Genomic DNA, 25,420 nt, shown 5'->3' on the forward strand with positions numbered 1-25,420 from the left:
ATGAGCAACCTTCAACACCATCACGACAAGCCGACGCGTCTGGAGCAGTTGATTTTCAACAACCGCAAGACGGTGATCGGCATCTGCCTGCTGGTCAGTATCTTTCTGTTCTGGCAAGCGACGCTGGTGCGCCCGTCCACCAGCTTTGAAAAGATGATCCCTCTGGGCCATCCGTTCGTTCAGAACATGATGCAGCACCGCAACGACCTGGCGAACCTGGGCAACACCGTGCGTATCTCGGTGGAGGCCAAGCAGGGCGATATCTTCTCCAAGGAGTACATGGAGACCCTGCGGCAGATCAACGACGAGGTGTTCTACATTTCCGGTGTCGATCGCTCCGGGCTCAAGTCGTTGTGGAGCCCCAGCGTGCGCTGGACCGAGGTCACGGAGGAGGGCTTCGCCGGCGGCGAGGTGATTCCGCAGAGCTACGATGGCTCGCAGGAAAGCCTCGACAAACTGCGCAACAACGTCCTCAAGTCCGGGCAGGTCGGGCGTCTGGTGTCCAACAACTTCAAGTCGAGCATCGTCGATGTGCCGCTGCAGGAGTTCTACCCGGACCCCAGCGACCAGAGCAAACTGCTGCCGCTGGATTACCGTCAGTTCTCCCACCAGCTTGAAGAGAAGATTCGCGACAAGTACGAAGCGCAGAACCCCAACGTCGAGATTCACATCGTCGGTTTTGCCAAGAAGGTCGGCGACCTGATCGACGGCCTGATCATGGTGGTGATGTTCTTTGGCATCGCCTTCCTGATCACCTTGGTTCTGCTGATGTGGTTCACCCGCTGCGCCCGCAGCACCATCGCCGTGTTGAGCACCACGTTGATCGCCGTGATCTGGCAGCTGGGCCTGATGCATGTGGTGGGTTTCGGGCTTGATCCCTACTCGATGCTGGTGCCGTTTCTGATTTTCGCCATCGGTATTTCCCACGGCGTGCAGAAGATCAATGGCATCGCTCTGCAATCCAGTGACGCCGACAGCGCGCTCACCGCAGCACGTCGCACGTTCCGCCAGTTGTTCCTGCCGGGGATGATCGCGATTCTTGCGGACGCCGTCGGCTTCATCACCTTGCTGATCATCGACATCGGCGTGATCCGCGAGCTGGCCATCGGCGCCTCCATCGGCGTGGCGGTGATCGTGTTCACCAACCTGATCCTATTGCCGGTGGCGATTTCCTACGCCGGCATCAGCAAAAAAGCGGTGGTGCGCAGTAAAGAAGATGCTGTGCGCGAGCACCCGTTCTGGCGTCTGCTGTCGAACTTCGCCGCGCCGAAAGTCGCTCGCGTGTCAGTGACGCTGGCTCTTGTAGCTCTGGTGGGCGGCCTCTGGTACGGCCATAACCTGAAGATCGGCGACCTCGATCAAGGCGCGCCGGAACTGCGCCCGGACTCGCGCTACAACCAGGACAACAGTTTCATCATCAACAACTACTCCACTAGCTCCGACGTGCTGGTGGTGATGGTCAAAACGCCTCCCGAGGGGTGTTCGGCGTATCAGACGCTGTCGGCCATGAATGAGCTGTCGTGGAAGATGGAGAACACGCCGGGGGTGCAATCGGCGATTTCGCTGGTGACCGTGTCCAAGCAGGTCATCAAGGGGATGAACGAGGGCAACCTGAAATGGGAGTCGCTGTCGCGCAACAAGGACGTGCTGAACAGCTCCATTTCCCGCGCTGACGGTTTGTACAACAACACCTGTTCGCTGGCGCCGTTGCTGATTTTCCTCAACGACCACAAGGCCGAAACCCTGGATCGGGCCGTGCATGCGGTGCAGGAGTTTGCTCAGCAGAACAACAAGGATGGCCTGGAGTTTCTGCTCGCAGCGGGTAACGCCGGGATCGAGGCGGCCACCAACGAAGTCATCAAGCAGGCCGAGCTGACCATTCTGATTCTGGTGTACGTGTGCGTGGCGGTGATGTGCATGATCACCTTCCGTTCATGGGCGGCGACGCTGTGCATCGTGCTGCCGCTGGTGCTGACGTCGGTGCTGGGCAACGCGCTGATGGCGTTCATGGGCATCGGTGTGAAAGTCGCGACGCTGCCGGTGGTGGCGCTCGGGGTGGGGATCGGGGTCGATTACGGGATTTACATCTACAGCCGGCTGGAGAGTTTCCTGCGGGCGGGGCTGCCGTTGCAGGAAGCGTATTACCAGACGCTGAAATCCACGGGCAAAGCGGTGCTGTTCACCGGCCTGTGCCTGGCGATCGGGGTGTGCACCTGGATCTTCTCGGCCATCAAATTCCAGGCCGACATGGGCCTGATGCTGACCTTCATGCTGCTGTGGAACATGTTCGGCGCTCTGTGGCTGTTGCCGGCGCTGGCGCGGTTCCTGATCAAGCCGGAGAAGATGGCGGGCAAGGTCGGGAATTCGTTGTTTTCACATTGACCACATGCGGTGCCGTCGTAGGACCGGCTTCAGCCGAGAAGAGGCCGGTATTGCGCACGCAAAATTTGTGGATCGGGGACAGATTAATTTACGGTGAAGCGTTGTAAATAAATCAGTCCCCTTTCAGTGCGGCTAAAGCCGGTCCCACATTCGAGTACGCCGGAAGTTCACTGGATGCATGCAATACCCTGGTGGGACCGGCTTCAGCCGGGAAGAGGCCGGTATTGCGCACGCAAAATTTGTGGATCGGGGACAGATTAATTTACGGTGAAGCGTTGTAAATAAATCAGTCCCCTTTCAGTGCGAAAGCCAGTCCCACATTCGAGTACGCCGGAAGTTCACTGGATGCATGCAATACCCTAGTGGGACCGGCTTCAGCCGGGAAGAGGCCGGCATGGTCAACCCAAAATTTTGCAGTGTGACCACCGACGCCTTCTCGGCTAAAGCCAGTCCTACCAGAAACACGCCGTCCCACATCCGGATTCATTCAGTTATAAACAAAAAAACCACGCCCGGTCTTGCGTCCCAGATACCCCGCCGCAACCATTTCCTTGAGCAGCGGCGCGGGGCGGTATTTGCTGTCGTTGAAGCCTTCGTGGAACGCTTCGATAATCGCGAGCAGCGTATCCAGCCCGATCAGATCAGCCAGCGCCAGCGGGCCGATCGGCTGGTTGCAACCCAGGCGCATGCCGTCGTCGATGTCTTGCGCGGTGGCCAGACCTTCCTGCAACACCAGAATCGCTTCGTTGATCATCGGCACCAGAATCCGGTTGACCACAAAGCCCGGGCGGTTGCCGGCCGTGATCGCCGTCTTGTTCAACCGCTCGGCCAGCTTGATCGCCGCGATGTGGGTGGTGTCCGCCGTCTGCAAACCGCGAATGACCTCGATCAGGCTCATCATTGGCACGGGGTTGAAGAAGTGCAGCCCAATGAATCGATCCGGATGCTCGACGCTGGCCGCCAGTTGGGTGATAGACAGCGACGAGGTGTTCGACGCAATCACGCACTCGCGGTCGACATGGCTGGCGATCTGTTTGAGCAGGCGCAGCTTCAGCTCAAGGTTCTCGGTGGCCGCTTCGATCACCAGTTGCGCGCCGGTCAACTGGCCGTAGTCAGTGGTGACACTTATGCGCCCCAGGGCCGCTTCGGCGACATCGGCCGCTACCGTCTGCTTGGTCACCTGCCGCTCGAGGTTCTTGCGCACGGTCGCCATGCCGCGCTCCAGTGCGGTGTCGGAAATGTCCAGCAGGGTCACGTCGAACCCCGCCACCGCGCAGACCTGCGCGATGCCGTTGCCCATGGTGCCGGCGCCGATCACGGCGATGTGTTGCATGCTCATCGACAATCCCCCTTACACGCGTTCGAAGATAACGGCGATGCCCTGACCGCCGCCGATGCACATGGTGACCAGCGCGTAGCGGCCCTGAATCCGATGCAACTCGTGAATCGCCTTGGTAACGATGATCGCGCCCGTCGCGCCTACCGGGTGGCCGAGGGAAATGCCCGAGCCATTCGGGTTGACCTTCGCAGGATCAAAGCCTAGCTCACGGGCAACGGCGCAGGCCTGTGCGGCGAAGGCTTCGTTGGATTCGACGACGTCCAGATCCGCCACGGTCAGGCCTGCGCGTTCCAGTACTTTACGGCTGGCAGGGATCGGCCCCAACCCCATCATCGCCGGATCAACCCCGGCATGGGCATAGGCCACCAGACGGGCCATCGGCTTGAGACCCTGCGCGCGAACCATGTCGCCATTGGCCATGACCAGCGCCGCTGCACCGTCGTTGAGACCGGACGCGTTGCCGGCCGTGACGGTGCCGTCCTTCTTGAACGCGGTTTTCATCTTCTCCAGCTGTTCGGCCGTCACATCCCCACGGACGTGTTCATCCTGGGCGAAGGTTACGGTGCCTTTGCGCGTGGCGATTTCGATCGGCACGATCTGGCCCTCGAAACGGCCCTCGGCGATGGCGTGGGCGGCGCGCTGCTGACTGGTCAGCGCCAGGGCGTCCTGATCGGCGCGGGTAATTCCGTACTGCTCGGCGATGTTTTCCGCAGTGATGCCCATGTGAATGTTGGCGAACGGGTCGTGCAACGCGCCGAGCATGTAGTCGTACGCCTGCACATTACCCATGCGCGCACCCCAGCGGGCCTGGGGCATGATGTACGCGCCACGGCTCATGGATTCAGCGCCACCGGCCAGCACCGCCTGGGCATCGCCGAGCATCAGCGATTGTGCCGCCGACACGATGGCCTGCAAGCCAGAGCCGCACAGGCGGTTGACGTTCATGGCGGGGGTTTCTTGGGGCAGGCCGGCTTCCAGGGCGATGACGCGGGAAAGATAAGCATCGCGGACTTCGGTGGGGATCACGTGGCCCATGACCACATGGCCGATGTGTTCCGGTGCGATCCCCGATTTGGCCAGTGCGGCGCGGCTGACCTGAGTGCCCAGTTCGATGGGTGAGACGTCCTTGAGGGAACCGCCGAATCCACCGATGGCGGTACGCAGTGCGCTGACGACGAAAACTTCGGGTGTGCTCATGGGGGCTCCTGACACGTATTGGAATTATGGGGGCGGCACCGCGAAACGGCGTTTCGGCCGGTGCTGACTGCGGGCAAGTCTAGATCGGCGTTCGGGACGGGCCTATGCCGAAACTGTCCAGATGGGCTGGCGTTCTTTACCATCAGCGCCTGATCCGTGGTGCACCATTCAAAAAGGGAAAGGCGGTCATGCGGGAAAAGGATTCAGTGTCGATCTACTTCGTCCAGTTGATCGTCCACGGGCTGCGCGACCAGCCACTGCGTTTGCAGTCGGTTTTGCAGGCGGCGGAAATCGACATGGCGCTGCTCGACGATCCCACGGCACGGGTCTCGGCCAGCGCGTTTGCGGCGTTGTGGCTGATTCAGATCAAGGAACTGGGCGACGAATTTTTCGGCCTCGATTCCCACGGCATGCCCCTGGGCAGCTTCGCCCTGATCTGCCGGGGGCTGATTCAGGAACCCACTCTGGAGAAGGCCCTGCGCCAGTGCCTGAGCAATTTCGGCCTGTTCCTGCGCGACTTTCGCGGCAGCCTCATCGTTCGCGGCGCCCGGGCTGTGCTCGCGGTGGACACCACCACGGACGACCCGGTCCGCCAGCGCTTCGGTGAAGAGACGTTTCTGCTGCTGATGATCAGCCTGCTGTGCTGGCTTGGCGGGCGCCGCATCAGCATCGACCGCGCGCAGTTTCGCCAGCGCCGTCAGCGGCTCAGCGACGATTCGCTGTTGTGGGGTTACAACCTGAGTTTTGGCGAGCCGCGCACCGAGATCGAGTTTTCCAGCCACTACCTGCGTCTGCCGGTGGTGCAGTCGTTGCCGTCGCTGAAATCATTTTTACGCACTGCGCCGCAGTGGCTGGTCATTCGCTACCGCAACCAGCGCGGCCTCGCGGCCCAGGTTTATCAGCGCCTGCGTAATAGTCATTACGGATACTGGCCCACGCTGCTGGAAATGGCCGATGAACTGAAACTCAGCGCCACCACGTTCCGCCGTCGACTGGAGCGTGAGGGCTGTGCGTTTCAAGGGATCAAGGATGATGTACGACGCGGCATCGCCCAGCAGAAGCTGCGCGACACCGAGCTGAGCGTGGTGGAGATCGCGTCCTTGGTGGGGTTTCAGGAGCCCAGCGCGTTTCACCGGGCATTCAAGAAGTGGACGGGGGAGAGCCCGGGCGGCTACCGCAAGAAGCACACCGCCAGCGACTCAATGAGCGCGGACTGATGAGCCGCCGCCGCTATCAGGGCAGCCACACCTCGCGCCAGGCCTGAACAGCCCCGTCGTCGAACATCCAGTCGCGAAGCACTTGTTTGCGTAAGTCGTCCCCGAGCAGTGCCGCGCTGGCCAGATCCATCGTGTGGGCACGAATCAGGTTTACCCAGGCCTCCAGGGTGTTGGGCACCCGCGTCACCGGCAAATCCCCCGCGTAGGCGCGAACGTCGCTGCAGATCACCGGCACACCGCAGGCGCCGAGTTGCAGCAGGGTGATGTTGTTCTTGCAGGCGCCGAACAGGTTATCCACTGCGGGCAGCAGCGCCAGGTCGAGGTTCAGGTCGGCAACGGCTGTGGCGTAATGCTCGGCGGGCGGGCGATCGTGGGATTCATGGGCATGACTGCGCAGCACGCCTTGGTCATCGCCCATGACGATCCACTCCACTTCTTCTGCCAAGGCCTCGACCACGGCCAGAATCAAATGCAAGTCCTGAGGCTGCCAGCGGTCACTGACCAGCCCGACCCTTGGCTTGCCACCCACCCCACGGCGCGAGACGAGGTTGCCCCAGACGTGCGGCGACAGGCGCGAAGGCAGCAGCCGCACGTCCGCGTGGAATTCCCCGGCGATGTCGGCCAGTACTTGAGTCGAAGCGATCACACGTTGGGCCTGATGCAGGCTCTTCTGCAGCAGGTCAACGCACTCCGCATCGAAGGCGAACGGGTCATGGCCCGGCGTCCGCGAACCCAGTTGCAGGTCATTGATATCGAGCACCACGAAGGCATCCGGCAACAGCTGGGCGCGGGCGATGGTTTGCAGATGATCCGCGTCAAGGCGCGCCTGAAACACCACGACATTCGGCTTGAGCCGTCCCTCCTGGGGAATCGACAGCGGCTGGCTGCTCAGCATTCCGTCCACAATACCGGCGGCTTGCAGGGTCTCGAACGGCGCGATCACCCGTTCGTGGGGCGAGGCCCACAGACCCGCAGGGTAGGCCAGCACCACCGGGTGGCGGCGCCAGGCCATCGGGTGCCAGACCAGTGGCATGTTGAGTTCGAGCTCCACCGATTGCAGGTCGAACGAAAGATTGCTGTTGAAGGCGGGATCGTTCGCCAGCGTCGGTAGCCATTTGCGGTACATCGCCAGTTGCTCACCGACGAAGCGCTTGCGCTTGGCCTGCTGGGTGGCGGTGTCGACGTGGGTCTGGCTGACGCTGCCTTCGTGGATCAATACCGAATGGGGCGTCCAGACATTCAGGTAGCCGAGGGCGCCAACTTTCATGCACAGATCGACGTCGTTGTATGACACGACGAAGGCCTCTTCATCCAGCCCGCCGACCTCCTCGTAGATCGAGCGGCGGACCATCAGGCACGCCGCCGTCACCGCGCTCAAATCCTGATCCACCTGCACGCGCTGCATGTAACCTTGAATATGCCCGGGCTCACCAATGTGCTGATGACCCGCCGGGCCGTCCATGCCCAGGCGCACGCCGGCATGCTGCATGCGCCCGTTGGGGAACAGCAGCTTGGCGCCGACCACGCCGACTTCAGGGCGCAGCGCGTGATTGAGCAATTCGTCCAGCCAACGGCTGTGGACAATGGCCGTGTCGTTGTTCAGCAGCACGAGGTACTCGCCTTTGGCCTGGGCCGCGGCGACGTTATTGATGCGCGAATAGTTGAACGGGTGCGGGTAGCGCAGCACGCGCACCTGCGCCGAGCCCAGGGCGTCGATGCGCGCCAGCCATTCGAGGGCTTCGGGGGTTTCGCTGTTGTTGTCGACGATCAGCAGTTCGTAATTCAGGTAGCGGGTGCTGTGCAGCAGGGTTTCGACGCAGCGCTGCAGAAACGGCAGCTGATCTTTGGTCGGGACGATGATCGACACCAACGGCTGATCGGTGTGGCCGTACTGCACGTGGTAGCGGCGGGGCAGGGTGTGTTCGATGGTCGCCCGTGGACAGCCGCGCACCTTCAGATGGCGCTGCAGTGTTTCGATTTCGTGGGGATTATCCACTGCTTCCGGCAGGTCACAGACCAGCAGTGGCTCGCTGATATGGATGATCCGCCCGGCGCCTTCACGCTCATATAAACGCAAGATCAGGTCGAACTCGGCGGCATCGGCGAAGCGCTCATCGAAGCCGCCGATGTCCAGAATTGTCTGCCGTCGGAACAGCCAGTGGCCCGCCGTCAGCAGCGGGTAGCTCAGCAGGTAGTCGAGGTTAAAGTCCGGGCGCATGGCCGAACTCAGGCCGCCTCTTGGCCGCCGGTGCATTTCATCGGCGAACGCGGCGTGGGCGTCAGGGGAGTCGAGGAGCGTCAGCGCGCTGGCAGTCAGGCCGAACGGTGTGAATTGGGTACCGGCGTCGATCACGATCAGCCATTCGAAACGATTGCTTTCAACCACCTGATTCAACAGCGCGGCGGTGTTCATAGCGGCGATGGCGAGGGTGGTCAGCCGAGGGCCAACTAAGGTGGCCGGCAGCTTGGTCGCGTCCGTCAACACCACCACGTTCATCGCGGCGTGCAGGGCGCCGTGGGAAGCGAGGCTGTCGAGGCTGCGCTGAATCTTTTCCGGGACGTTGGCAACATCCTTGATCACCACCAGCAGCGAAGGCGCGTCGACCTCGGCCAGGTGCCGGTCGATCTGCGTCTGCTGATCGGCCGTCAGTACCCGATGACCGAGCCAGGCCTCGACCTGCTGCGGGTTCAACCGCTGCGGCAACGGCGCGGACAACTGCGCGAGCAGGTTGAAATCGGCAAACCCCCGGGACGCAGACAACGGCCGTGCGCCGACCCAGCCGTTGTCCAGCGAGGTGCTGGCCCAGCCGGCTTCACGGATCAGCCGGTGAAACGCAGGCAGATGATCACTGTCCGTGCCGACGATTTCGATGCCCTGTTCGGTCATCTGTTGCGGCGCGATGCGCGTGCCCGTCAACGTTGCCGGCAGCATGATCAGCTCGGCGTCGTGCAGCAATCTGGCGTACAGCGCCAGATTGCCCAACGGGCCGACGGATTCACCGTTGAGGGAAAACGGATCGGCGCCCAACCCCAGCAGGTCGTCACGGCGACACAGCACGCTGCTCAATTCGCCAATGAAATTGCAGGTGAATTCCCCCAGCAGCCCGACGATGTCAGGCCCGTTGAATACCGTCGGCTCACTGACACGAAAACGGGTTGCCAGATTCTCTTGCAGCGCCGCGCCCTCGGCGTTCAACCACTGGCGGTGCGCAGCCACCAGTGAGGCTTGGGGATTGAACTCCAGCGCTGCGACCATCTGCTGAATGCAGTCCGGCGCCAGCACGGCGTCACCCGCCATGAACTTGATGTACCGCCCGCAAGCGTCCGCAACGCCTCGGTTGAAACAAGCTTCGGCGCCCAGTGAAGACTCGTTGCGCAGGTAGCGAATCGGCCACCGGCACGACGCCCGGTACAGGTCAGTCACGGTTTCTGCCAGACCGTCGGTGGCGTCGTCGCAGATCACAATTTCGATCGCATCGTGGGTCTGCCCGATCACGCTGTTCAGCGCGGTTTCAAAAAACTCGGTGCGGCAGACAGCGATGACGACACTGACCAGTCGTTGAGAATCCATGGGGGTATCCGGTAGTTGAAAAACGTGCCTCGAACATCGGCGCATTGACAGGAGAACGCGGGCGCAAGCGACCCGTCATGAAAATGACGCCTCGGGCATGAACATGCGATGAAGCAATATCCCGGCCAACGGATACCTGTCAGGGGCAGCGTCAAAACTGAAGTTTCTCGCCGGTTAGTGGCTAAATACTGGCCCGCAGCCCAGGTAAATTGCGCTCGCGCGATAGGTCTTGAGGCATGACGCAAAGCATGCTTGAGTAGATTAATGATCGTCGGATTCATGCCGATACTCGAGAGACAGGCGGCTTTGCTTCACGCCGATCACCTTCCAATCACTGCTTCGGGCAGACAGCGGGACATACCATGGCGACACCTTCGAAATTCGATAACGACACGTTCCAGCTGGCCCGCGATCACCTGCAGCACTTCGTCAAGAAGACCGCCGAGTTGCTCCACGAAGAGACCGGACGGTTATTGGAAGTCGGGCCCCAGGAGCGTTCGCTGGTCCGGGAAAGTTTCACCCAGTTCGCCGTCGACACCTTCGACATCGTTGACACCTACGGTCCGACGTTAGTGGGCGATATCACCCGCAAGAACGAATTCATTGCCGACAGCGCCTACGACTGCGTCGTCTGCATGGAAGTCATCGAGCACACGCTGAACCCGTTCGACACCATCAAGGAAATTCGCCGCATCCTCAGACATGAGGGCTACTTGCTGATTTCCGCTCCCTTGAACTGGCGCATCCATGGCCCGAGCCCGGACTGCTGGCGCATCACCGAACATGGCTGGAATGCGTTACTGCGCGACTTCGATATCGTCGAGATCGATATTCTCGAATCCCCGGACCGTGAACTGTTCCCGATTCGCTACAACGTCCTTGCCCGTTGCAACAAGTTCAAGGAAACCAAGGACAACGAACTGACGTTCCGTTTCATATGAACGCCGCCATGCACGACAGCGTGAAATCCCTCGACGCGCTGATTCCCCGGCTCTCGTCCGAGGCATTCGACGTTGACGTGTTTCGCAAGACGGGCGTTTTTGTGGTGCGCAATGCCGTGCCCCGGGACGTGGTCGATGCATGGCAGAACGAGTGGCAAAGCTTCTACGGCGCGGTGCTGGAGAAGGGGCGAGACGTCAATCGTGCCAACCCTGTGTCCCTCAACGAACAGTTACCTGAAGGCCTGGCTCACATGTACCGCGAGCCGGTTTTCGCCACTGCCTTGAAGCCGCTGATGGGCGAGCACATTGCGTTGTATAACCACCGCTTTGTCATCAAAGACGCGCTGAGTGCCAACAAAGTGTTCCTGCACCAGGACAGTTGTTACCACGCCGGTCACCTGAACAAGTGCAGCGTTTTCGTGGCAATCAGTGCCGTGAACAAAGACAACGGCGGTATGACCTTTCATGTAGGTTCCCACGTCCTGGGGTTGCTCGGCGATGCCGGTGAAATCGATCCGGCCAGTTTCGATGTGCAATGGCCGACCGTCACGCCGGAGCTGGCGCCGGGCGACTTCGTGATCATGGACAGTCGCCTGTGGCATGAGTCAGGGCCGAACGTTTCGGGCGTCGACCGGATCATGGCCGACATGATTCTTCAGCCGGCCGACGACCCCACCGGGCAAGAGCTGATATGCGGTGAGTGGCAGACCGATGTCTTTTTCTCGCCCAAAAACATCACGCGTCACTTCGTCAATTCACGCATTCTCAAGATTGTTAAATACGAAAAAGAGCTGGCGCAGTTGAAGGCCGAAGCCGCACACATTGCTGGTGGCACAACAGAATGATTCAACACGCCTGACCTGTCCGCGCGTTGCAGGTATCGGTCGATACCGCCCCCTGAACACTGACCGCGCTGGCGCAGCCTGACCACACTGTGCGCCCCAGCGTCTGACAACCGATTTGAGGAGAGAAAATGGATACCTGTCTCGCGACCCGCACATACGCGCCTTCAGCGCTGATGCACATTCGGCCCTACCGCGTGCTGAGCATCGAGGACGGCCGGGAAGAAGAGGTCAAATTCTTCATGCCCCCCGCAGACGGCGCCGGCAGCCTGACGGCATTTGAATCGGTAATGCTGCTCAAGCTGGTCCGCGCCATCAACCCGGACTTCGTGTTCGAGTTCGGCACCTTCGACGGCCGCACCACCCGGCTGGTGCTGGAAGACCTGCCGGACAACGGCGACAACGAGCCGCGCATTTATACGCTGGACCTGCCGGACACAGACGGTATCGTGTTCCAGGGCGATGACAAGCTGCTCGCCGAAAAGGCCGTGCTATCGAGCCGCAAGTACAATCAGTCGCCTAAAAAGGCCATGGTCAGGCAGATCCTGCAGGACTCCATGACCTTCGATCCGTCGCCTTACGCGGGCAAGTTCGATTTCATCTTTGTCGACGCCAACCACGAGTACGAATACGTCAAGCGCGACACCGAAAACTCGCTGAAGATGCTGGGTGGCGACAGCAGTTGCATCGTCTGGCACGACTACGGTAACCCGCAGTTTCCTGAGCTGACCCGCTACTTGGAAGACTTGGCCAGCAGTCTGGAGCTGTACCACATCGAAGGCACGATGCTGGTGTTCCACATGCGTGGCGCGAAGATCGGTGAGGAAAGAACGGCGGGTGATTGATCGGTCGTTATTCAGGGCCACCGAACCGGTGGCTCACATACTTCTGCTTCGCCCGCGCCGTTTTTTTGTCTCTCCTCAATTCTTCCAACCCTTCCGAAAACCCCTGTACCCCATATGATCCGTGGCCTGGCGCCTGCTTTTCGGGTTCTGGTTCGGAACTTGCTTCTGCATGAGCACGCATCGGCGAAGGCGTCCGATCATGGTCCGTGGAGTGACGAGAGATGGTAGAGCAAGCAGTGGCACTGGAAGAGCAAGTCGTCGCGCTGATCGAAGAAGCGATGGAAGCCGATGAGGGCACCCTTAAGGTTGACCAACCGCTGGACTGGGATTCGATTGCCCTGGTGACCTTCATGGCGCTGGTCGATGAGCGCCTGGAAAAAACCATTTCGGCCTCGCGCCTGAACAAGTGCGAAACCGTCCGGGACGTCATCACGCTGGTTTCCGAATAAGCCTCTCGTTTTCGAAAGCGCTTCAGCGCAGGGCAACCCATGGGGCCCTGCGTGTGGAACTCCCCGGCGTGGCCCCGTTTTCTGGACAAAATCATGACGTGCTCAGCTTCACAACGGATCGCGCCGGACCTGGTGAAAGCCTACTGGCATCCGCTTTGCCTGAAGTCGCAAGTGGCCGACGACAAGGATTTCGTGCGCTTCAATGTGCTGGATTTCGAAGTCGTGGTGTTCAACGACGCGGGCAATCTGATCGCCTTCGATAACCGATGCCCCCACCGGGGGACGCGGTTTTTCACCGAAGACGCCGGTCAGCAACGGATCCTGTGTCCCTACCACGGCTGGAATTACGCGGACGGCCAGTTGCGCATCCCGGACGCCAAGCGTTTCGTCGGTTGTGACATTGGCAGCGCCAGCCTGAACTTCTTCAAGCTGGCGACCTGCGGCGAACTGGTGTTTTTTGCCATCGAGCCCCGGGCGTCTTTGCTTGACCAGTTGGGTCAGGACATCTTCACCCTGCTTGAGCAGACCACCCCGGATTTGGGCAAGCCCGCTGATTTCAATCGCTACGCCTTCGAAGCCGACTGGCCGATTTCCCTGGAAAACGCCCTCGAGCCGTACCACATCCCCCTCGTGCATCGGGAGACCCTGGCGACCCTGAAACTGGGCATCGGCGAGAATGTGTTCTACGGCGAGAACTCTATCTGGTACGCCCCGGTGGAGAACGAAAAGGTCGCCCGGCGGCTGCAAAGCCTGTCGCGCTTTTTCGCCCCTCGGGACGCCTATGCTGGGTACGTGAGCATCTTTCTGTATCCGTTTTCGATGCTGTCGGCGACCTATGGTTATTCGTGGTCGATGCAGAATTTCTTTCCTTCCGGGCAACCCGACCGGACCTGGTTCACCAGCCAGCTGTACCCGCTGCGCGCCGCGTCCGAGCGATACGACGAGATCGTGTCCACGTTCATGACGTCCACGGCCGAGAACAACCGGACCGTGTTCGAAGAAGATCACACCATCTGCAAAAGAATTCCTGGCGACACCTGGTCCTGGAATGCCCCGCGTTATTACAGCTCGCTGGAAGCCAAGCTTCTGCATTTTCGGGCGTCCTGCGCAGAGTGGGCACGACAGGCCGGTGCCGCCACAACGGTTGGCGAGGAACGGGTATGAATAGCGTCACTGGCACTAGCGCCGACGCAGTGCGCAGCATTGCCAAGGTCAAAATCAGGGGCATCGCCTGTGCGCTGCCCAAGGCCGTGGCAGATGTCGCGGACCTGGCCGGGCGCTTTGGCGACGAGAGCATCGCCAAGATCATGGCCAGCACCGGCATCGAACGCCGGCATGTGGTGCAGGACGAGTGCACGTCGGACCTGTGTGTCGAGGCGGCCCAGCGTCTGTTGGCGGATCTGGACATCGACAAGGCGTCCATCGACACGCTGATCTTCATCAGCCAGACCCCGGACTACGTGCTCCCGGCCACCGCGTGCACGTTACAACGGCGCCTGGGTTTGCCGGTCACCACCGCCGCGCTCGACGTCAATATGGGCTGCTCGGGTTACGTGTACGGGTTGTGGATGGCGTCGGCGATGATCGCCGGTGGCGGCAGCCGACGCGTGTTGCTATTGGTCGGCGACACCATTAGCAAACTGGTGGCCCCGGGCGATCGCTCGGTGGCCGCGCTGTTTGGCGATGCCGGTTCAGCGACGCTGCTCGATTACGATGAAACCGTTGCCGGCGCGCCTTTCGTGCTTGGCACCGATGGCCGTGGCGAGAAGAACCTCATCGTGCCCGGCGGCGGGTTTCGTGACCGCAAGGGGGCCGATGGCTCCACCAGTGAAGACGATGTGCGTGGCCCGTTCGACCTTTACATGAACGGCACCGAGATCTTTGCCTTCACCCTGGCGCGCGTGCCGGGGCTGGTGCGCGCGTTGGAAAAGCACGCTGACGAGCAGCAACGCCCTGTCGACAAATACGTCTTCCATCAGGCCAACCGCTTCATGCTTGAGCACCTGTCGAAGAAGACCAAATTGCCGACCGAAAAGGTGGTGCTGAATCTGCAGAACGTCGGCAACACCAGCAGCGCGTCGATTCCTCTGGCGCTAAGTCTAGGCGCGAGTGCGGCGACGGCCGACAGCGGCTCGACCCTGAACGGCCAGCACCTGCTCGCCGGTTTCGGCGTGGGGTATTCGTGGGCCGGCTGTATCGTCGATCTCGACAACACGTGGATCAGCCCGCTGACGCTGGTCGGCACAGACAGTAGCGAGGCGTAAGTGCAGAGCAATCCTTTTTCCCTCGATGGCATGTCCATCCTGGTCACCGGTGCGTCTTCCGGGATCGGCCGTGAAGTGGCGATCTGGCTGAGCCAGCAGGGTGCACGAATCGTCTCCGTGGCCCGTGACACTCAGCGCCTGGAAGAAACCCTCAGCCAGCTGCACGGCGAAGGTCACTCGGTCGAAGTCTTCGATTTTCTGGGCGGCGGCGATGTGGCCGCCTGGTTGAAAGCTCTGTCGCGCAACGGCTCGCCGTTCGACGGTCTGGTGCATGCGGCAGGCGTGCAATTGCCGCTGCCGATCCGCGCCATGGGTCTGGATCACTGGGAAACCATTTTCGCCACCAACGTCACCTCAGGTTTTTCCCTGATCAAGGCGTTCAGGCAAAAAGGCGTGTGCCGCAACCCGTCGAGCATCGTCATGCTGTCCTCGGTCATGGCTCAGGTCGCTCAGCCCGCGTTGATCGGTTACTGCGCGAGCAAGGGCGCAGTCGAATCCATGGTTCGCGCCGCCGCACTTGAACTGGCCCGCGAAGGCATTCGCGTCAACGCCATTGCGCCCGGCGTGATCAAAACCGAAATGGCGCAGAAGCTCGAAGGCCTGGTCGGCGAAGACGCTATGGCCGCCATCGAACGCAAACATCCGCTGGGCCTCGGTCATCCGCTGGACGTGGCCTACGCCGTCAATTATTTGCTGTCACCGGCCGCGCGCTGGGTCACGGGTACTTCGCTGGTTGTCGATGGAGGTTACCTGGCCGAATGAACATCAAAAAACTCCTTATCGTGGGCGCAGGCGGGCTGGGTCGGGAGGTCCATTCCTGGCTCAAGGACTGGGTCGAGCACAACCCGGATTACGTCATCGGCGGCTTCATCGATGATGGCAGCCTGTCCCTCAATCGCTTCAGTCATTACGCCGACATTATCTCGACCATCGACGCCTACGAACCGGCCGACGATGAGCTGCTGCTCTGCGCCATCGGCAAGCCTGCCGACAAGAAATACGTCGTGGAAAAGCTGCTGGCCAAAGGCGCGGCGTTCTTCACGCTGATTCACCCCACGGCGATCGTCGGCGAGAACGTGACGATCGGACGAGGCGTACTGGTCTGCCCGTTTTCGGTGCTGTCGGTGGATCTGGTCGTCGGCGATTTCGTCACGATCAACTCGCTGTGTACCGTCGGCCATGACACCGTCATCGGCCAGTTCTCGACCCTCAGCGGGCACTGTGACCTGACCGGCGGTGCCGTGCTGGAAGATGAAGTGTTCCTCGGTTCGCGCGCGTCAGTATTGCCCAAGGTGCGCGTCGGCAAAGGGGCTGTGGTCGGCGCCGGCAGCGTGGTGCTGCGGGCGGTCAAACCCGGCAGCGTGGTTTTCGGTGTGCCGGCCAAGTGCATCTCAGGATAAAAACGTCATGCCTACCTACGCCCGAATTGCCGAAATCGAATACGAACTGCCTGAGCAGGTACTCGAAAACCAGATGCTGGCCGAGGCGTTTCCGGAGTGGGACGTCGACAAGATTTTCCAGAAGACCGGGATCAGCCAGCGGCACATCGTTGCCGACGACGAGACCGCCTCGGACCTGGCCTTTCGCGCCTGCGAAAAACTCTTCGCCAGCAGCGCCACGCCGCGAGAGCAGATCGACTGCCTGATCTACTGCACCCAAAGCCCCGATCACATGCTCCCGGCCACCGCCTGCATCCTGCAGCATCGCCTGCAACTGCCGCAGCATTGCGCCGCGTTCGATTTCAATCAGGGCTGTTCAGGGTTCATCTACGGGCTGGGCATTGCCAAAGGCTTCATCGAATCGGGCCAGTGCAAGAACGTGCTGCTGATCACCGCCGAAACCTACAGCCGCTACATCAACCCCCGGGACAAGAGCGTGCGTACGCTGTTCGGCGATGCGGCGGCTGCTACGTTGATCAAAGCGTCGGACGAGGAGGGGCCTTGCCTCGATCGCTTCCGTTACGGCAGCGACGGCGCCGGCGCGAACAACCTGATCGTGCCCATGGGGGCTGCCCGCCGGCCGTTCGACGCGGAACACATGCCCGTCGAGTACGAAGACGACAGCGGCAATGTCCGTTCGGACGCGGACCTGTACATGAACGGCCCGGCGATCTTCGAATTCTCCATGACCCGCGTGCCGGCCTTGTTCGCCTCTCTGTTCGACGAGCAATTCACGGTCGAGCAGTCCGACCTGTTCGTCTTTCACCAGGCCAACCAGTTCATGCTCGAAGCGCTGCGTCGCCGACTGAAGCTGGCGCCGGAGAAATTCATCACCGAGTTCAAGCACTGTGGCAACACCGTGTCGTGCAGCATTCCCATCGCGCTGAAAGAGTCCCTGAAGAAAGGCCAGGTACAGCCCGGCAGTGTGATCACGGCGGTGGGTTTCGGCGTGGGGTATTCGTGGGGTGGGTGCGTTATTCGCTGGTGAGTGAAGGGGACATCGTCAAGGCAGATCAACCCACACCGAAAAGGGCTCCATGAAGGAGCCCTTTTTAGTTCAGCGATCCAGCAACACCTGCTGCCAGCGCTGCAGATACGCCTCATCCATCATCCAGTCACTCAGCACGCGCTGCTTCAACACTTGGCCGAGTCGTTTCGATTCGTCCAGATCGTTGAGGTGCCGGGCGATGGCGTCGGTCCAGGCGGCGGTTGTGTTCTGCACCCGTGTCAGCGGCAGGTTATTGCGCAGGCCCTGCACGTCGGTGGCGATGACCGGATAGCCACAGGCGCCGAATTCCAGCGCCAGGCGGCAGCTTCTGTGTTCGCCAGGCACGTCGTGGCCGGCGGGAATCAGCGCGACGTCCAGGTCCAGACACGCCAGCACGCCGGGATACAGGACGCCTTCCACCGGGCTGCGCCACTCATGAACATAAGGGCGCAGGGCCTGCGGGCACGGGCCCATGATGATCCACTCGACGCGGTCGGCGAAGGCTTTGATCACGTCGGCAATCAGCGCCAGATCGTTCACCTCCGAAGCAGTGCCGACCCAGCCGATCCGTGGCTTGTCATGGGGCAGAGAATGGCACTGCAGCCGCTGCCAGCGTTCGCTCAGGCGCGTCTCGATGACCTGAATATGCGGATGCAGCGCGCTCAGTTCATGGGCCAACCCTTCGCTGGACACCACCACCTTGTCCATCAGCGCCAGACTGGCCTCGAGACCGGCACGCACCTGTTGCACTGATGGCGCGCCGGGCAAGCGGTCGGCTGACGCTGGGTATTGATCCATGTCGAAGATTCGCAGCGCCTGGCTGTGAGCCTTGATCGTGCGGATGTCGGCGAGGGAGGTCTCGCTCAAGGGGCTTCCAAGGATCAGGGTTTCCGGGCGCAGGCGGGCGAACTCGCCAAGGGTCAGGACTTCCGGTATGGACACATGTTCGATCAGCAGCGCATCCGCGAGGGTATCCAGGGCACCGTTCAGGCGTTGGCTCGCCGGGCAGCGGTCGTTCAGGTGCGAGAGCACGATCGGCACGGGCCGCCATGACAGCGGCCGCCAGGTCAACGCCGTATTGATTTCGAGCTGCAAGCCCTGGGCGCGGGCCGAAAAGTTGTCGTTGTACGCCGGGTCATGGGCGATGTACTTCAGCCATTTGCGGTACAGCGCCGGGTTTGCCTGTTCGTCTGGTGCTTTGATCCGGGCACTGTCGTCAGCCCGGGATTCGTTAAGCAGCACCACGTGGGGCGTCCAGACAATCAGCCGCCCGGACTCCTTCACGCGCAGGCACAGGTCGACGCCGCGATAAGTGTTGTTCAGCTCACCCTCGTCCAGCCCGTCCGCCGCTTCGAACAGCGCCCGACTGATCATCAGGCACGCATCGCTGACTGCGCTGTAATTCTGATCCACCGCCAGCCGCTGCATGTAGCCTTCGCTGGCGCCGCTCTGGCCGCTGAAGATCTGTGTGACCGGCTCGTGCAAGCCGAGGATCAGGCCCCCGTGACGGATAGTGTTGTCCGGGGCAAGCAGTTTTGCACCGACGATGCCGACTTCGGGCCGTTGCGCGTGATTGAGCAGGTTGTCGAGCCAGTCCCCGTGCAACACGGCGGTGCTGTTATCGAGCAGCAACAGGTACTCGCCGGTCGCCTGCCGTGCGGCGCCGTTGTAGAGGGCCGAGCGGTCGAATTCGCCGGGATGGCGCAGCACCCGCACCTGAGCCAGGCCCATGGCCTCGACGCCGTTCAGCCAGTCAACGGCCTCCGGGGTCTGGCTGTCGTTGTCGACGATGAGGATTTCGTAATTCGGGTACGTGGTCTTTTCCAGAATGCTCTCGACGCAGCGCTGCAGGAGCAGGATCTGATCCCGGGTGGCGATGATGATCGAGACCTTGGGCTGACCCGCATGGCCGTACTTGATCTGGTACTGCCGGGGGCTTTTCTCGATCACCTGGCCGTGTTCATAGCCTCGGGCGAGCAAGTGGCGCTGCAGCGTTCTCGCTTCATCGAGGTTCGACTCCCGGGCTTGCGGTCGATAGGTGACGAGGGGCTCGGCGATGTGTTCAAGACCACCCATGCCTTCGTGCTCGATCAAACGAAGGATCAGGTCCAGCTCGAGGGCCTGAGGATAGTGCGGGTCGAAGCGCCCGGCTTCGATTACCGAATAGCGGTTGAAGATCCAGTGTTTGCTGGTCACGGATGGGCAGCTAACCAGGTAGTCGAGACTGAAGTCCGGCCGCAGCATGACTTCCGACGTGTCGTCCTGGGGTTGAGCGACTTCGTCGCCGAACAGTGCCCGCGTGGTAGGTCCTTCGCTGATCTTGACCGCCGCTTTGAACAGCCCGGCGACATTCACCGTCGCGCCGGCATCCAGCATCAGGAACCAGTCGAAACCCTGCTCGTCCATCAGCCGGTTGAGCGGCGCTGCGCGGTTCTGTCCGATGACAGGCACATAAACGGCCGGGTTGTCCGCCACTTGCTGCGGGGCCTCACGACTGCCGTCGTAGAGCACAAACACCCGGGGCGGCATCCACCCGCGAGTGGCCGCCTCGACACTGACCAACGTCTTGACCAGTGCCTGCGGACGGTTATGCGGATCGGACACGATGATCGCGAAAGTCGGCGCGCCGTGGTGCTGCTGGAAGTACTGCACGATGTGCGGCTTCTGCGGCCCGGCGGGGCGACGCTGCCAAGCCCACTCCTGGATCTGGTCGTGGCGAACCTCGGTTGCCGACTTCTGCAAGAACCAGGCACGCAGGTTAAAGGGGACGAAGTTTTCCCGGTCATGCAGCGGCGCGACCTTGACGTCGCCGTTGTCGGCCAGCGGGCGGAGCCATTCAAGCTCTTTGGTGATGCGGTAAAAGTTGGCGTGGCCTTCTTTGGCGATCTGCGGCGTTGACCTGACAATGCTGCTGCTCTGGGTTTCGGTCATGCGAAAGCGCGACAGCGGGCGGCCGATGAATGCCAGATTGCCCTCACGCAGCAGTTTGACGTACAGGCTGATATCGCCCAGCCAGTGTATGGGCAGGCCTTTGAGCGACATAAGGTCTTGGCCATAGGCGAGCGCGCTGTCACGCCGGCACATCACCGAACTCGGTTCGCCCATGAACGTCAACGGCAGTTCCGACAGCAGGGCCACCAGCTCCGGCCCGTGGATGACCACGTCTTCCTTGAACGGGAACACCGTCAGCATGTTCTCCCGCAGGAAATCGCCGTTTTCGTTGATCAGGCGACGGGTTGCCGCTGCGAGGGTGATGTCCGGCTGGTCATGCAGCAATTCGACCAGTGCACTGACGCACTCGGGTTCCAGCAGGTCGTCATCGTAGAGAAACTTGATGTACTCGCCGCGCGCCTCTTTGATGCCTCGCGCGACATTCAGCGCTTCGCCCAGTGACTGTTCGTTGTAGAAATAACGAATTGGAAACGGGCTTTCCGCCGTCAGCTCATCCACCAGCGCGCGGATGCCGCCGTCACGACAGTCGTCGCAGATCACGATCTCCAGCTGATCGTAGTCCTGCGCGAAGGCGCTGCGCAGCGCCAACTCGAAGTAGGTGGGTTTGTAGGCGGGAATGACGATGCTGACCAGGCGTGAAGCGCTCATCGGGTTACCTTGGGACGGATGACGGGCGCCGGTTCACGCCTATGGGCGCTGGCCGGCGAGTTGAATACAGGCGCTGCTTAGCGGTGCTCGACCAGCACCGCCTGCATGATCGCGATGATGCTGGCGAATTCATCCGGAGTGAGGCTATCGAAGATCGGCAGGCAGAGAACGCGGTTGGACACGTCGCTCGCCACTTGCAGGCGCTCCGGTTTGGCGGATTCCAGGCTGCGGTACATCGGGAACGACGAGATCAGCGGATAGAAATAGCGCCGCACGAGAATGTCCTGTTCGCGAAAGCGCTCGTACAAGGCGTCGCGGCTGATCGGAAACGCATCGCCGACCAGCACCGGGAAGTAGGAATAGTTGTGGTGCTCGCCGGGGCTCCAGAGCAAATCGATGCCGGGTATTTGCGTCAGCGCTTCGCGGTACATGGTGTCGATCTGCTTGCGTCGGTCCAGCGCGCCATCAATGTAGTTGAGCTGCAGCAGACCGAACGCTGCGTTGATCTCACTCATCTTGCCGTTGATGCCGGGGGCGACGACCGTCACTTCATCGGCGAAACCGAAGTTCTTCAGGTAATCGATGCGTTTTTTGGTCTTCGCGTCCGGGCAGACGATCGCGCCGCCTTCAAAGGTGTTGAAGACTTTGGTGGCGTGGAAGCTGAGCACCGACAGGTCACCGTTGCGCAGCAGGCTCTGCCCCTGATGCTGCACACCGAAGGCGTGGGCAGCGTCGTAAATCACTTTCAGGCCATAACGGTCGGCGATTTGCTGGATGCGGTCGACGTCACACGGCATGCCATAGCAATGCACCGGCATGATCGCGGTGGTCGCCGGGGTGATGGCCTCTTCGATGCGGTCGGGGTCAAGGTTGAACGTGCCCGGCGCGATGTCGACGAACACCGGTTTCAGCCCGTTCCACAGCAAAGAATGGGCGGTGGCAACAAACGAGTAGGGCGTGGTGATGACTTCGCCGGTCACACGTAACGCCTGCAACGCGGTGAGCAGCGCCAGCGTGCCATTGGAAAACAGGCACAAATGCTCGACGCCCAGGTACGCGGCCAGGTCTTTCTCCAGCTTTTCATGGAACGGCCCGGCGTTGGTCAGGCGCTTGCTGTCCCATATCTGCTGCAGATAGGGCATGAACTCTTCCAGGGGCGGAAGCAGAGGCTGGGTGACCGGGATCGTTTTACTCATAAGCTTCCTGTGCTCTCTCACGCGCTGCGGGCTGTGCGCGTTGACGCACGGCGGAACGCCACCGCTGTGATGGCAGGCCTTGTCGAACGCTCGCCGTCATCGAAATGGCGTTTGCGGCGCTACTGCACCGGAAAAAGCAAGAAGCCGGCCAACCCGCCGTGCTGCAAAGATGCGCTTGATATTCCGAACGCCTGATGCTTATTTTGTCCGCCTTGCCGCACGGCGGCGTGCCCAACGAAAAAGGATTTGAGTCATGAGCAGCGATGACCACCATTCACTCGCGCAGCGACTGATGGGCATTGATGAAATTGAATGCGTCACGCCGGATTTGAACGGCGTGCCACGAGGGAAGGTGATGACCGGCGAGGGCTTTCTGGAAGGCCGTCGGTTGCAGCTGGCGCGCGGCGTGCTGCTGCAATGCATCATGGGCGGCTACCCGCCGTCGAAATTCTACGGCAGCGATGACGGCGATCTGGCGCTGATCGCGGACCCGCAACAGACCCATCGTCTACCGTGGAGCGACGAGCCCCGCGCCCTGGCGATCTGCGACGCCGACGAACTCGACGGCCAGCCGTCGCCACTGTCCACCCGCGGCCAGCTCAAGTCGGTAATTGCCCGCTATGCCCGGCATGGCTGGTCACCGGTGGTGGCCACCGAGCTTGAGTTCTTTGTGTTCGCGCCTAATTCCGATCCGAGCCAACCCTTTCAGCCGCCCGTCGGTCTGGACGGTCGTCGCGAAGACGGCCAGTCGGCGTTCAGCATCAGCTCCAACAATGGCCTGCGACCATTCTTCAAGGAAGTCTATGCCTGCATGGCGGCGCTGGGCCTGCCCCGTGACACGGTTATGCACGAAATGGGCGTCAGCCAGTTTGAGATCAATCTGCTGCACGGCGATCCGCTGTTGCTGGCCGACCAGACGTTTCTGTTCAAGCACCTGCTCAAGGAAGTCGCGCTCAAGCACGGCCTGATCGTGGTGTGCATGGCCAAACCACTGGCACACACGCCCGGCAGCTCGATGCACATTCATCAGAGCGTGGTCGACACCGTCACCGGCGCAAATATCTTCAGCGACGACGAAGGCGAGGCCACCGACCTGTTCCAGCACTTCATCGGTGGCCAGCAGGCGGCGATGGCCGACTTCACCGCGTTGTTCGCGCCCAACGTCAATTCCTATCAGCGCCTGTGCCATCCGTTTGCTTCGCCGAACAACGCCTGCTGGTCCCACGACAACCGCGCGGCGGGCCTGCGCATTCCGCCCAGCGCACCGGTCGCCCGTCGGGTCGAGAACCGCTTGCCCGGCGCCGACGCCAACCCGTATCTGGCGATCGCGGCCAGTCTGGCTGCAGGGCTTTATGGCATTGAGCATGAGCTGGAACCGTCCCTGCCGATTCAAGGTGAGTTCGTTGTGCCCGATAATCTGTCGTTGCCATGTACCTTGCACGCTGCTCTGGAACGTCTGACTCGCAGCTCGCTGGCCAAGGAACTGTTTGGTGCCGAATTCATCGAAGGCTACGTCGCGTCGAAGACCCTGGAACTGACCAGCTTCTTCAACGAAATTACTCCCTGGGAGCGCCGCATTCTGGCCGCTCAGGCTTAAGAATCGCTGTTCGGAAATCCTCTGAAACCGAGGGTTTCCGTCTTTTGGAACGTTATGCGCCAAATCTGGAAGTCCTTTCGAGCGCTGTATTTTGCCTCGCTGATGATGTTGATCGGCTCGGGCCTGCTCAGCACCTACCTTGCCTTGCGTCTGGCCGCCGATCAGGTCGATGGCCTGTGGGTCGGTGCGTTGATGGCGGCGAACTACGTCGGTCTGGCCCTGGGCGGCAAGATCGGTCACCGTCTGATCGGCCGGATCGGGCACATCCGTGCGTATGCAACCTGCGCCGGTATCGTCGGCGCCGCGGTGCTGGGCCACGGGCTGTTCGACTACCTGCCGGCGTGGATCTTCCTGCGGATGATTGTCGGCCTGGGCATGATGTGCCAGTACATGGTCATCGAGAGCTGGCTCAACGAGCAGGCGTCGCCCAAGCAGCGCGGCACGGTGTTCAGCCTTTACATGATCGCCTCGTACCTGGGGCTGGTGCTCGGCCAGCTGATTCTGGTCATCCACCCGCAGCTCGGCCCTGAACTGCTGATGCTCGTGGCGATGTGCTTCGCGCTCTGCCTTGTGCCTGTCGCCATGACCCGCAGCATTCACCCGGCGCCGATGCACCCGGCCCCGCTGGAGCCGCTGTTCTTCATGCGCCGCGTACCGCAATCCCTGACCACAGTATTGAGCGCCGGCATGATCATCGGCTCTTTCTACGGTCTGGCGCCGCTCTATGCTGCGCAACAGGGGCTGTCCACCGAGCACGTCGGTCTGTTCATGGCCAGCTGCATCGGCGCGGGCCTTATCGTCCAAGGCCCGCTGGGCAAACTGTCGGACCGCTATGACCGCGCCTGGCTGATCCGCGGCGTTGCGGTGTTGCTGGTGCTGGCGTCGCTGCCGCTGGCGATTCTCCCCAATGTGCCGATGGGAGTGCTGCTGGTGGTGGGCTTTCTTGCCTCGCTGCTGCAGTTTTCCCTGTACCCGCTGGCGGTGGCCTTCTCCAACGACCACGTTGAAGGCGAACGCCGCGTCTCCCTGACCGCGATGCTGCTGATGACCTACGGCGTCGGGGCGAGTATCGGCCCGCTGGTGTCCGGCGTGCTGATGAAAATGTTCGGCAGCAATATGCTCTACGCCTTCGTCTGCTGCGTGGCGCTGGTGCTGGTCACCCGTATTCGTCCGAAAGCCGTCACCAACCTGCACCAGGTCGAAGACGCCCCGCTGCACCACATCGCCATGCCCGACAGCATGTCCAGCTCGCCGCTGGTGGTCGCCCTTGACCCGCGTGTGGATGAACAGGTGGTGCAGGATCAGATGCAGGACGTTGAGCCTGAGCCTGAGATTTCGACCGAGGTTGCGCCGGATGTGGCGGCGGAAGCTGAAGTGCAGCCAGAGATGGTGGAGCGGGTTGTGGCATCGGGTGAGGGCGTTGTGCGGCCGGTGGCGATTATGGATGAGGAAGTGGCTGCTGAACCTGATGCGGCTGGGCCGGAGGAGGTGGTTGACGTGCGTCGGGATGTTGGGGTGGATCGGCCGTTGTGATGGGGGTGGGCTGATCTGCC

18 protein-coding genes are annotated in these 25,420 nt (G+C 61.4%); 13 read left to right on the forward strand and 5 right to left on the reverse strand.

What is annotated here, in order from left to right; all coding sequences use genetic code 11:
• Complete coding sequence (locus ACYAR8_RS06810; RefSeq protein WP_108122622.1) at window positions 1–2,382, forward strand: efflux RND transporter permease subunit; 2,382 nt, start codon at window positions 1–3, stop codon at window positions 2,380–2,382.
• Window positions 2,383–2,869: 487 nt separating this feature from the next.
• Here ACYAR8_RS06810 and ACYAR8_RS06815 read toward each other — a convergent pair whose 3' ends face one another.
• Together ACYAR8_RS06815 and ACYAR8_RS06820 are read right to left on the reverse strand one after the other, a co-directional pair.
• Complete coding sequence (locus tag ACYAR8_RS06815) at window positions 2,870–3,721, reverse strand: 3-hydroxybutyryl-CoA dehydrogenase (protein WP_463579450.1); 852 nt, start codon at window positions 3,719–3,721, stop codon at window positions 2,870–2,872.
• Between the two features lie 12 nt (window positions 3,722–3,733).
• Window positions 3,734–4,918: an acetyl-CoA C-acyltransferase family protein gene (locus ACYAR8_RS06820; protein WP_463579451.1), complete on the reverse strand. Its 1,185-nt coding sequence runs from the start codon at window positions 4,916–4,918 to the stop codon at window positions 3,734–3,736.
• A gap of 188 nt (window positions 4,919–5,106) precedes the next feature.
• On the opposite strand from ACYAR8_RS06820, the gene ACYAR8_RS06825 reads away from it, so the two are divergent.
• A complete protein-coding gene (locus tag ACYAR8_RS06825; protein WP_463579452.1) occupies window positions 5,107–6,135 on the forward strand; it encodes an AraC family transcriptional regulator in 1,029 nt (342 codons plus the stop codon).
• Window positions 6,136–6,151: 16 nt separating this feature from the next.
• On the opposite strand, the gene ACYAR8_RS06830 is transcribed toward ACYAR8_RS06825, so the two are convergent.
• Window positions 6,152–9,706, reverse strand: a complete 3,555-nt coding sequence (locus ACYAR8_RS06830; protein ID WP_463579453.1) for a glycosyltransferase family 2 protein — start codon at window positions 9,704–9,706, stop codon at window positions 6,152–6,154.
• 362 nt (window positions 9,707–10,068) lie between these two features.
• Here ACYAR8_RS06830 and ACYAR8_RS06835 point away from each other — a divergent pair, with 362 nt between their 5' ends.
• From ACYAR8_RS06835 to ACYAR8_RS06875, 9 genes are all read left to right on the forward strand, one after another.
• Window positions 10,069–10,647 (forward strand): class I SAM-dependent methyltransferase, encoded by a 579-nt coding sequence (locus ACYAR8_RS06835; RefSeq protein WP_074893074.1) that lies wholly within the window; start codon window positions 10,069–10,071, stop codon window positions 10,645–10,647.
• A gap of 8 nt (window positions 10,648–10,655) precedes the next feature.
• Complete coding sequence (locus ACYAR8_RS06840) at window positions 10,656–11,492, forward strand: phytanoyl-CoA dioxygenase family protein (protein WP_074893107.1); 837 nt, start codon at window positions 10,656–10,658, stop codon at window positions 11,490–11,492.
• 128 nt (window positions 11,493–11,620) lie between these two features.
• A complete protein-coding gene (locus tag ACYAR8_RS06845; RefSeq protein ID WP_074893076.1) occupies window positions 11,621–12,334 on the forward strand; it encodes a class I SAM-dependent methyltransferase in 714 nt (237 codons plus the stop codon).
• Between the two features lie 221 nt (window positions 12,335–12,555).
• The gene (locus tag ACYAR8_RS06850) at window positions 12,556–12,783 is read left to right on the forward strand and encodes an acyl carrier protein (protein ID WP_237254702.1); all 228 of its coding nucleotides are present in this window, start codon (window positions 12,556–12,558) and stop codon (window positions 12,781–12,783) included.
• A 93-nt stretch (window positions 12,784–12,876) separates the two neighbouring features.
• Window positions 12,877–13,947, forward strand: coding sequence for an aromatic ring-hydroxylating oxygenase subunit alpha (locus tag ACYAR8_RS06855; protein WP_463579454.1), 1,071 nt, complete (start codon window positions 12,877–12,879; stop codon window positions 13,945–13,947).
• Entirely contained in the window at window positions 13,944–15,047 is a 1,104-nt protein-coding gene (locus ACYAR8_RS06860) for a 3-oxoacyl-ACP synthase III family protein (RefSeq protein WP_463579455.1), read from the forward strand. The genes ACYAR8_RS06855 and ACYAR8_RS06860 overlap by 4 nt, the downstream gene beginning before the upstream one ends.
• Window positions 15,048–15,809 (forward strand): SDR family NAD(P)-dependent oxidoreductase, encoded by a 762-nt coding sequence (locus ACYAR8_RS06865; protein WP_463579456.1) that lies wholly within the window; start codon window positions 15,048–15,050, stop codon window positions 15,807–15,809. It abuts the gene before it with no gap.
• Window positions 15,806–16,447: an acetyltransferase gene (locus ACYAR8_RS06870; protein ID WP_463579457.1), complete on the forward strand. Its 642-nt coding sequence runs from the start codon at window positions 15,806–15,808 to the stop codon at window positions 16,445–16,447. The genes ACYAR8_RS06865 and ACYAR8_RS06870 overlap by 4 nt, the downstream gene beginning before the upstream one ends.
• Before the next feature lie 7 nt (window positions 16,448–16,454).
• Window positions 16,455–17,474 carry a ketoacyl-ACP synthase III gene (locus ACYAR8_RS06875; protein WP_463579458.1) on the forward strand — a complete coding sequence of 340 codons (1,020 nt, stop codon included), beginning with the start codon at window positions 16,455–16,457 and terminating at the stop codon, window positions 17,472–17,474.
• A 69-nt stretch (window positions 17,475–17,543) separates the two neighbouring features.
• Here the strand turns inward: ACYAR8_RS06875 and ACYAR8_RS06880 are convergent, their stop codons facing one another.
• Together ACYAR8_RS06880 and vioA are read right to left on the reverse strand one after the other, a co-directional pair.
• Window positions 17,544–21,074: a glycosyltransferase gene (locus ACYAR8_RS06880; RefSeq protein ID WP_463579459.1), complete on the reverse strand. Its 3,531-nt coding sequence runs from the start codon at window positions 21,072–21,074 to the stop codon at window positions 17,544–17,546.
• A gap of 77 nt (window positions 21,075–21,151) precedes the next feature.
• The gene (gene vioA / locus ACYAR8_RS06885) at window positions 21,152–22,270 is read right to left on the reverse strand and encodes a dTDP-4-amino-4,6-dideoxy-D-glucose aminotransferase VioA (RefSeq protein WP_463579460.1); all 1,119 of its coding nucleotides are present in this window, start codon (window positions 22,268–22,270) and stop codon (window positions 21,152–21,154) included.
• A gap of 355 nt (window positions 22,271–22,625) precedes the next feature.
• Here vioA and ACYAR8_RS06890 point away from each other — a divergent pair, with 355 nt between their 5' ends.
• Both ACYAR8_RS06890 and ACYAR8_RS06895 read left to right on the forward strand, forming a co-directional pair.
• The gene (locus ACYAR8_RS06890) at window positions 22,626–23,867 is read left to right on the forward strand and encodes a glutamine synthetase family protein (protein ID WP_463579467.1); all 1,242 of its coding nucleotides are present in this window, start codon (window positions 22,626–22,628) and stop codon (window positions 23,865–23,867) included.
• Window positions 23,868–23,921: 54 nt separating this feature from the next.
• Window positions 23,922–25,400 carry an MFS transporter gene (locus ACYAR8_RS06895; RefSeq protein ID WP_463579461.1) on the forward strand — a complete coding sequence of 493 codons (1,479 nt, stop codon included), beginning with the start codon at window positions 23,922–23,924 and terminating at the stop codon, window positions 25,398–25,400.
• The last annotated feature ends 20 nt before the right edge of the window (window positions 25,401–25,420 follow it).

Source organism: Pseudomonas sp. HP_01 (genome assembly GCF_055284355.1).

Excerpts from the sequence above, each read along its gene's own strand:
- ACYAR8_RS06810 (WP_108122622.1), top strand. The coding sequence starts at position 1 with ATGAGCAACCTTCAACACCATCACGACAAGCCGACGCGTCTGGAGCAG.
- ACYAR8_RS06815 (WP_463579450.1), bottom strand. The coding sequence starts at position 3,721 with ATGAGCATGCAACACATCGCCGTGATCGGCGCCGGCACCATGGGCAAC.
- ACYAR8_RS06820 (WP_463579451.1), bottom strand. The coding sequence starts at position 4,918 with ATGAGCACACCCGAAGTTTTCGTCGTCAGCGCACTGCGTACCGCCATC.
- ACYAR8_RS06825 (WP_463579452.1), top strand. The coding sequence starts at position 5,107 with ATGCGGGAAAAGGATTCAGTGTCGATCTACTTCGTCCAGTTGATCGTC.
- ACYAR8_RS06830 (WP_463579453.1), bottom strand. The coding sequence starts at position 9,706 with ATGGATTCTCAACGACTGGTCAGTGTCGTCATCGCTGTCTGCCGCACC.
- ACYAR8_RS06835 (WP_074893074.1), top strand. The coding sequence starts at position 10,069 with ATGGCGACACCTTCGAAATTCGATAACGACACGTTCCAGCTGGCCCGC.
- ACYAR8_RS06840 (WP_074893107.1), top strand. The coding sequence starts at position 10,656 with ATGCACGACAGCGTGAAATCCCTCGACGCGCTGATTCCCCGGCTCTCG.
- ACYAR8_RS06845 (WP_074893076.1), top strand. The coding sequence starts at position 11,621 with ATGGATACCTGTCTCGCGACCCGCACATACGCGCCTTCAGCGCTGATG.
- ACYAR8_RS06850 (WP_237254702.1), top strand. The coding sequence starts at position 12,556 with ATGGTAGAGCAAGCAGTGGCACTGGAAGAGCAAGTCGTCGCGCTGATC.
- ACYAR8_RS06855 (WP_463579454.1), top strand. The coding sequence starts at position 12,877 with ATGACGTGCTCAGCTTCACAACGGATCGCGCCGGACCTGGTGAAAGCC.
- ACYAR8_RS06860 (WP_463579455.1), top strand. The coding sequence starts at position 13,944 with ATGAATAGCGTCACTGGCACTAGCGCCGACGCAGTGCGCAGCATTGCC.
- ACYAR8_RS06870 (WP_463579457.1), top strand. The coding sequence starts at position 15,806 with ATGAACATCAAAAAACTCCTTATCGTGGGCGCAGGCGGGCTGGGTCGG.
- ACYAR8_RS06875 (WP_463579458.1), top strand. The coding sequence starts at position 16,455 with ATGCCTACCTACGCCCGAATTGCCGAAATCGAATACGAACTGCCTGAG.
- ACYAR8_RS06880 (WP_463579459.1), bottom strand. The coding sequence starts at position 21,074 with ATGAGCGCTTCACGCCTGGTCAGCATCGTCATTCCCGCCTACAAACCC.
- vioA (WP_463579460.1), bottom strand. The coding sequence starts at position 22,270 with ATGAGTAAAACGATCCCGGTCACCCAGCCTCTGCTTCCGCCCCTGGAA.
- ACYAR8_RS06890 (WP_463579467.1), top strand. The coding sequence starts at position 22,626 with ATGACCGGCGAGGGCTTTCTGGAAGGCCGTCGGTTGCAGCTGGCGCGC.
- ACYAR8_RS06895 (WP_463579461.1), top strand. The coding sequence starts at position 23,922 with ATGCGCCAAATCTGGAAGTCCTTTCGAGCGCTGTATTTTGCCTCGCTG.